8 protein-coding genes are annotated in these 5,634 nt (G+C 69.6%); 3 read left to right on the forward strand and 5 right to left on the reverse strand.

Annotation, left to right across the window (positions count from 1 at the left end; all coding sequences use genetic code 11):
• Positions 1-221 precede the first annotated feature (221 nt).
• Both VFZ20_RS00920 and VFZ20_RS00925 read right to left on the reverse strand, forming a co-directional pair.
• On the reverse strand, positions 222-701 hold the full coding sequence (locus tag VFZ20_RS00920; protein ID WP_329681928.1) for a peroxiredoxin: 480 nt from the start codon (positions 699-701) through the stop codon (positions 222-224).
• A gap of 38 nt (positions 702-739) precedes the next feature.
• Positions 740-1,195, reverse strand: a complete 456-nt coding sequence (locus tag VFZ20_RS00925) for a hypothetical protein (RefSeq protein ID WP_329681929.1) — start codon at positions 1,193-1,195, stop codon at positions 740-742.
• 600 nt (positions 1,196-1,795) lie between these two features.
• On the opposite strand from VFZ20_RS00925, the gene VFZ20_RS00930 reads away from it, so the two are divergent.
• Both VFZ20_RS00930 and VFZ20_RS00935 read left to right on the forward strand, forming a co-directional pair.
• A complete protein-coding gene (locus VFZ20_RS00930; protein WP_329681930.1) occupies positions 1,796-1,924 on the forward strand; it encodes a hypothetical protein in 129 nt (42 codons plus the stop codon).
• 742 nt (positions 1,925-2,666) lie between these two features.
• On the forward strand, positions 2,667-3,299 hold the full coding sequence (locus VFZ20_RS00935) for a lytic transglycosylase domain-containing protein (RefSeq protein ID WP_329681931.1): 633 nt from the start codon (positions 2,667-2,669) through the stop codon (positions 3,297-3,299).
• A gap of 154 nt (positions 3,300-3,453) precedes the next feature.
• On the opposite strand, the gene VFZ20_RS00940 is transcribed toward VFZ20_RS00935, so the two are convergent.
• Both VFZ20_RS00940 and VFZ20_RS00945 read right to left on the reverse strand, forming a co-directional pair.
• A complete protein-coding gene (locus VFZ20_RS00940) occupies positions 3,454-3,846 on the reverse strand; it encodes a hypothetical protein (protein WP_329681932.1) in 393 nt (130 codons plus the stop codon).
• Positions 3,843-4,328 carry an OsmC family protein gene (locus tag VFZ20_RS00945; RefSeq protein WP_329681933.1) on the reverse strand — a complete coding sequence of 162 codons (486 nt, stop codon included), beginning with the start codon at positions 4,326-4,328 and terminating at the stop codon, positions 3,843-3,845. The genes VFZ20_RS00940 and VFZ20_RS00945 overlap by 4 nt, the downstream gene beginning before the upstream one ends.
• Positions 4,329-4,413: 85 nt before the next feature.
• Between VFZ20_RS00945 and VFZ20_RS00950 the strand changes: the two genes are divergently transcribed.
• Positions 4,414-5,097, forward strand: a complete 684-nt coding sequence (locus tag VFZ20_RS00950; RefSeq protein WP_349264045.1) for a helix-turn-helix transcriptional regulator — start codon at positions 4,414-4,416, stop codon at positions 5,095-5,097.
• 292 nt (positions 5,098-5,389) lie between these two features.
• Here the strand turns inward: VFZ20_RS00950 and VFZ20_RS00955 are convergent, their stop codons facing one another.
• A complete protein-coding gene (locus VFZ20_RS00955) occupies positions 5,390-5,626 on the reverse strand; it encodes a ferredoxin (RefSeq protein WP_349264046.1) in 237 nt (78 codons plus the stop codon).
• Positions 5,627-5,634 lie beyond the last annotated feature (8 nt).

Consider the following 5,634-nt stretch of genomic DNA (forward strand, 5'->3'; position numbering starts at 1 on the left):
CGATCCTCGGGGCCGGCTTCCACGCGTGGAACTGGCCTCGTGCATCGGACACAAGATCCTTCGGTCGCGCCAAGGTCACGTGCGCATTCGGGTCGGCGCGGCGCTCCCTCAGGATGACGCATTGCCAAGCGGGGGTTTCGACATCGACGCGGCTTCACGGAAAGCAGAAAACCCGCCTCGCGGCGGGTTTTCTGTTGCAGTTCACTCACGCACTGACGCACTCACGCACTTCCGTTCAACGCCGCCTTGATCTCGTCGAAGGGCGGGAGCAGGCCGGGCGTCACGCTGCTCCACGCGTAGCGAATGCGCCCGTCCGGGCCGATGACGAACGCCGCGCGCTCGCTCACGCCCATCAACCCGGGCCCCACGGGTGTCTTGCGGACCACGTCGTACGCCTGCGTGGCTTCGCGGTTGAAGTCCGAGAGGAACAGGTAATCCGCCCCGATCTCCTTGCGGAACCGGTCCAGCACCCACGGCGAATCCACGCTCACGGCCACCACGCGCGCGTTGAGCCCGCCATACGCGCCGATGTCGTCGCGGACGGCGCACAGCTCGGCCGTGCACGTGTCCGTGAACGCGAGCGGGAAGAACAGCAGCACCAGCGGCCCGTCCTTCCACTGGTCCCCCAGCGACGTGGGCACGTTGCCCTCCGCGGAGGGCAGCGTAACGTCCGGAGCCGCGTCGCCTTGCTTGAGCGCCATCTGGATCAGCTTTCTGTTGCGTGAGGTTTGATCCGCCGCTACTGGGGCGCGGGCGCCAGGCGCAGGGTGCCCAGCGCGGCGCGCACCAGCTCCGCCTCGGCCTCCTGCTCGCCGGCGGGGCACAGGTACGTGGCGAACACCAGCGCGCCGGGCGCCGTGGCCACGCCCACCAGCCAGAAGGTGGCGTCGCCCTCGTCCTCGTCCTCCGCCTCGTATTCCGCCACGGCCAGCTCGCCCCCGTCTTCCAGGGGCACGTCCTCGACGTCGTCCTCCTCCAGCTCCACCTCGCGCTCGTCCAGGAACGCGTACAGCTCCTCGGCCGGGTCGGCGAAGTCGTCGCCCGCGTCGAACGAGATCAGGTGCAGGGTGCCGACGCCGTCGTCGTGCCACACCTCCACGCCGCCGTCGTCCTCGTCCGGGGCGTGCCGCCACCCCGGCGGCGGCACCAGCGTGAACCGGCCGTCCGGGTCCCGGATGCGCTGCGCATCGCTCATCGGTTGCTCCACGTCGGGTTGAAGGGCGGCCAATGTGGCGGGATCGATTTGCGGGGGCAAGGACGCGGTACCGCGCGGATGGCACCGTGCACATCAGCAGGCTTCTCCGTGCCCGCGGAGGGCCCCCACCGCCCGGCCCTCTGCCCCGCTCCGCGGGGGAGGGGAGAACTGCGAAGAGCCCGCGTCCGCCATGTTCCGCGCGGACATTTCACGCAATATCCGATACGCACGTGTCACATCGGTAGCGTTCTTTAGCGGACGAGGCTGCTACGGATCGCGCAGCAGGTCCCTTCGGTCACGTCCACCGGGGTGGACAATCCAGAGACAAAGTTCGTTACAAAGCCTCTACGACTTCGTGTCCATCCCCCTGTCAAGAAACATCTGGTTCGCGCGTTCTACTGTCAGATGGCGAGCAGTGACAGTGAGTTCCGGTCCGACGAACGGGGTTGCCGCGGCAGCGGCGGAGTACGAACGATCGTTCGGCACGGATCTCGCTGAGTGCGGTGCAGGTCGCACCGTACGGCGCGCCAGATCTTCTTCCACTACGGGAGGCGGCTTATTCGCACATTGGGTGTCGGATTGATTGCCCTCGCGGCCATAGTGGCAAGCCTCACCGTCGTAAAGCAGCGCCAGGAAGAGGCGCAGCCGTCGGAAGGCGAAAAGCGGCCGCAACACCTTCCCGCGTCGTCCGGGGTGGACCTGGACCAGCTGCGCGCGGCCGGCATGTAAGCCGGCCCCGCTGACGCGGGCGCTCCCTTCCCGGGGCGCGGACTCCCTGTGTGGGACGTCCGCGCCCCGTGTCGTTTTGTCCCATCCACGCCTCACTCCGACACGCGCGCGCACGCCGCGCACACGTTTTCCTGCACCCCGTCTGTCTCCCCTCCGCTCCCGGAACGCCCTGCGACGGCGGTCCGGAATCCGGACGGGTGCCAGGAACCGGACAGGCGCGGGATCCGACCGTCCGCCGTGCCGAATCCGCCGTCCCGTGGGTTCAGCGACGATCAGCCGACGCCGCATCCGTCCTAAGTGCCGATTCCGGGAGCGGCGCGGGACGGCTCCAGACCCCCCTCTGCCATCCGTTTACGTGCATGTGAGTACAAGTGCGCTCCATGTGCGGAATGAACGAAAGTTCCCCAATTATCATGCGAGGTGAACTGCTACGCACCACTGCGACGCCCATCCCGTTTGTTTGCATCGGAATGCAAGCAACCATGCGGGTTTTCGGCACGGCAGGTTGTGGAAAACACACATCTTCAATTGACACAACGCGTTAGCCGTATTATCATGGATGCAATTGTTGAATGCCCCAAGCGGGATACGGGCGCGGAGATCTAGAAGGGATCGCCGCGCTCGGCTCGTGAAAGACAGGAGACAGACGTTGGACCGAAACGAGAAACGATCGCCGCGCCGGGTAACGCGCCGCGCTGCCCCCCTGCGGAGTGACTTCCGTTCGATCGTAAAGTCGCGCCCCGTGCAGGCGCTGCTGCTTTCCGTGGCCGTGGCGCAGGGCGTGGTCACGGCGACGGGTACGGGCCCCCTGGGCGACGACGGCAAGCCGCGTCACGGCGTGGTGGGCAGCGCCGTGCGCGAGGGCGTGGCCATGAACCTGGCCCCCGTGGTGGTGCAGGCCCCGCAGAAGGTGGCCAAGGCCCGCACGGAGGAGACGGCGGTGGCGCTGGCCTCCGAGTACCGCGCCAAGGGCTACGACCTGTCGGACGAGCTGGCCCGGCAGATCTACGCGGCCGCCGTGCGCAACGAGATCGACCCGCACCTGGCGTTCGGGCTGGTGCGCACGGAGAGCGAGTTCAAGGACTACGCGACCAGCCACGTGGGCGCCGTGGGCCTCACGCAGCTGATGGTGCCCACGGCCCGCTGGTTCAAGAAGGGTGCGACCGTGGCGGACCTGCGCGACAGCGAGACCAACCTGGAGATCGGGTTTCGCTACCTGGGCGAGCTGATCGACCGGTACGAGGGCGACGTGGAGCTGGCCCTGACGGCCTACAACCGCGGCACCGGCACTGTGGACCGCGTGCTCAAGCGGGGCGGCGACCCCGACAACGGCTACGCCGGCAAGGTGCTGGCGGGGAGCCGGGCGGCCTCCTGATCTAACTGGTTCGTGCGATGGCGAAGGGGCGCTCCCGCTGGCGGGGCGCCCCTTTTCGCATGCTCCTGAACTGCGGGTTACAGGGACAGGTTACAGGGGACAGCCGGCAACGGCGGGATGCGCCGGGTCTGCTTCCTCGCCGGTGGGCGGAGCGTCATGCGCGATCGGCCATCCAGGCGTCGGCGACGGCGCGGGCGGTGGGGACGTCGTCCACCACGAGCACCAGCTGGTGATCGTGGTCGCTGTACAGCACCTCGATGTTCACCCCCGCCTCCGCCATCCGCCGCGTGAGCGCGCCCAGCTGGCCGGGGCGCCCCTGGTGCAGCCGCTGCACCACCACGTCGCGGACGGCATCCACCCGGATCCCCGCCGACTCCAGCGCCCGCCGCGCGGCATCGCCATCCGCCACCAGGAAGTGCGCCACGCCGCGTCCGTCCACCACCCACGCGCCGCCGCCCTCCACGCTCACCCCCGCGCGGCCCAGCGCGTCGCCCATCTCCGCCAGCGCGCCGGGATGGTCGTCCAGCGTCATCGCCACGTCCTTCATCGCGCCACCTCCGTTTCTGCCGCGTGGATCACCGGCTGGTGATGGATGGGGATGCCGCACGAGTTGGCGATGAAGCACAGCGCCTGCGCCGTGTCGTGCAGCCGCGCGGCGAGATCGGCATCCGATGCCGCGTCGACGTGGACGACGGGATGCAGCGTGACGGATTCAAAGCGCCCGCCGCCGCCGGAGTCCATCCGCAGCGTGCCCGTGGCGCGGTCCTCGTACGCCAGCACGCGCACGCCGCCGCGCGCGCACAGCGACAGGTAGAACAGCATGTGGCAGGCGGAGATGGCCGCCAGGAACAGGTCCTCGGGGTTGTGCCGGTCCGCCTCGCCGCGGAACGCCGGGTCCGCCGAGCCGGCCAGGTCCGGTTTGCCGTCCGCCGTCACGCGGTAGCGCCGGCTGTACGCCCCGTAGCTCGCCGTTCCCTCGCCCGTGTTGCCCTCCCACACCACGCCGGCCGCGTACTCGTGCGCCGTCATCGTCCCTCCCGTGCTCGGTGGATTTCGGAACCCGGGGAGAAGGATAGGGCTTGCGGAGAGGGCATGCTTCGCCCATCATCGAAATATGTCCAGCATGCCCAACATCGCGTCCATCGCCGCCCTGCTGGGCGAGCCCGCCCGCGCCGCCATGCTTACGGCGCTGATGGGCGGCGTGGCGCACACCGCCACGGAGCTGGCCCTGCACGCCGGCGTCACGCCGTCCACGGCCAGCAGCCACCTGTCGCGGCTCACGGCCGGCGGGCTGCTGGCCATCGCGCGGCAGGGGCGGCACCGCTACTACCGCATCGCCACGCCGGAGGTGGCCGCGGCCATCGAGGGGCTGATGAGCATCGCGCCGGCCGCCGCGCCCGCCATGCCGCGCACGGGTCCCCGCGACGAGGCCATGCGCCGCGCGCGCGTGTGCTACGACCACTTGGCGGGCGAGGCGGGCGTGCGCATGCTGCAGCGGCTGCGCGAGCGCGACCTGGTGCGCGGCGCGGACGACGACCTGCGGCTGAGCGAGGCGGGCGAGGCGTGGTGCGGGGCGGTGGGGATCGACTTGGCGGCGTTGCGGACGCGGCGGCGGAAGCTGTGCCGCGCCTGTCTCGATTGGAGCGAACGGCGCGCGCACCTGGCTGGCGCGGTTGGATCGGCGGTGCTGGAGCGGCTGTTCGCGACGGGCTTGGCGCGGCGTGACCGCGACACGCGCGCCGTGCATCTCACCCCGCGCGGCGACGCCTTCATCGAGCACCTCGCCCTCCACGGCTGAGGCCTCATCGAAGACGGCCGCCACGCGCGACGCTCGGCCCGTGGCAGGGACACAAGATCCTTCGTCGCCGCCCTGCATCCTGCCCGGACGAGCATCGCGCGGCGGCTCCTCAGGATGACGCACTTCGCGGTACGCGGTAAGGCCAGCAACGGACGCGGCACCCGACGAGGCAGGGTCTGGGGTACTCTGCGTCCTCCGCGGCTCTGCGTGAGAAAGGCAGTTCCCCGGCAACGCGAAGGGGCCGCACCCGTGCTGGATGCGGCCCCTTGTCATCAACAGAAACGAACGCGGCTCAGGCGCCCGAGAGGACGCGGTTCTTCTCGATGTAATCCGTCCACTCGGGCGGGACGTCGGTATCGGGGAAGATGGCCTGCACTGGGCACTCGGGCTCGCAGGCGCCGCAGTCGATGCACTCGTCCGGGTGGATGTAGTACTGGTCCCCGCCTTCGTAGATGCAGTCCACCGGGCAAACCTCGACGCAGCTCGCGTCTTTCGTCCCGATGCACGGCTCCGTGATGATGTACGCCACCTTGGTCT

Origin of the sequence: Longimicrobium sp., from assembly GCF_036280135.1 — a bacterium.
Classification (GTDB): Bacteria; Gemmatimonadota; Gemmatimonadetes; order Longimicrobiales; family Longimicrobiaceae; genus Longimicrobium.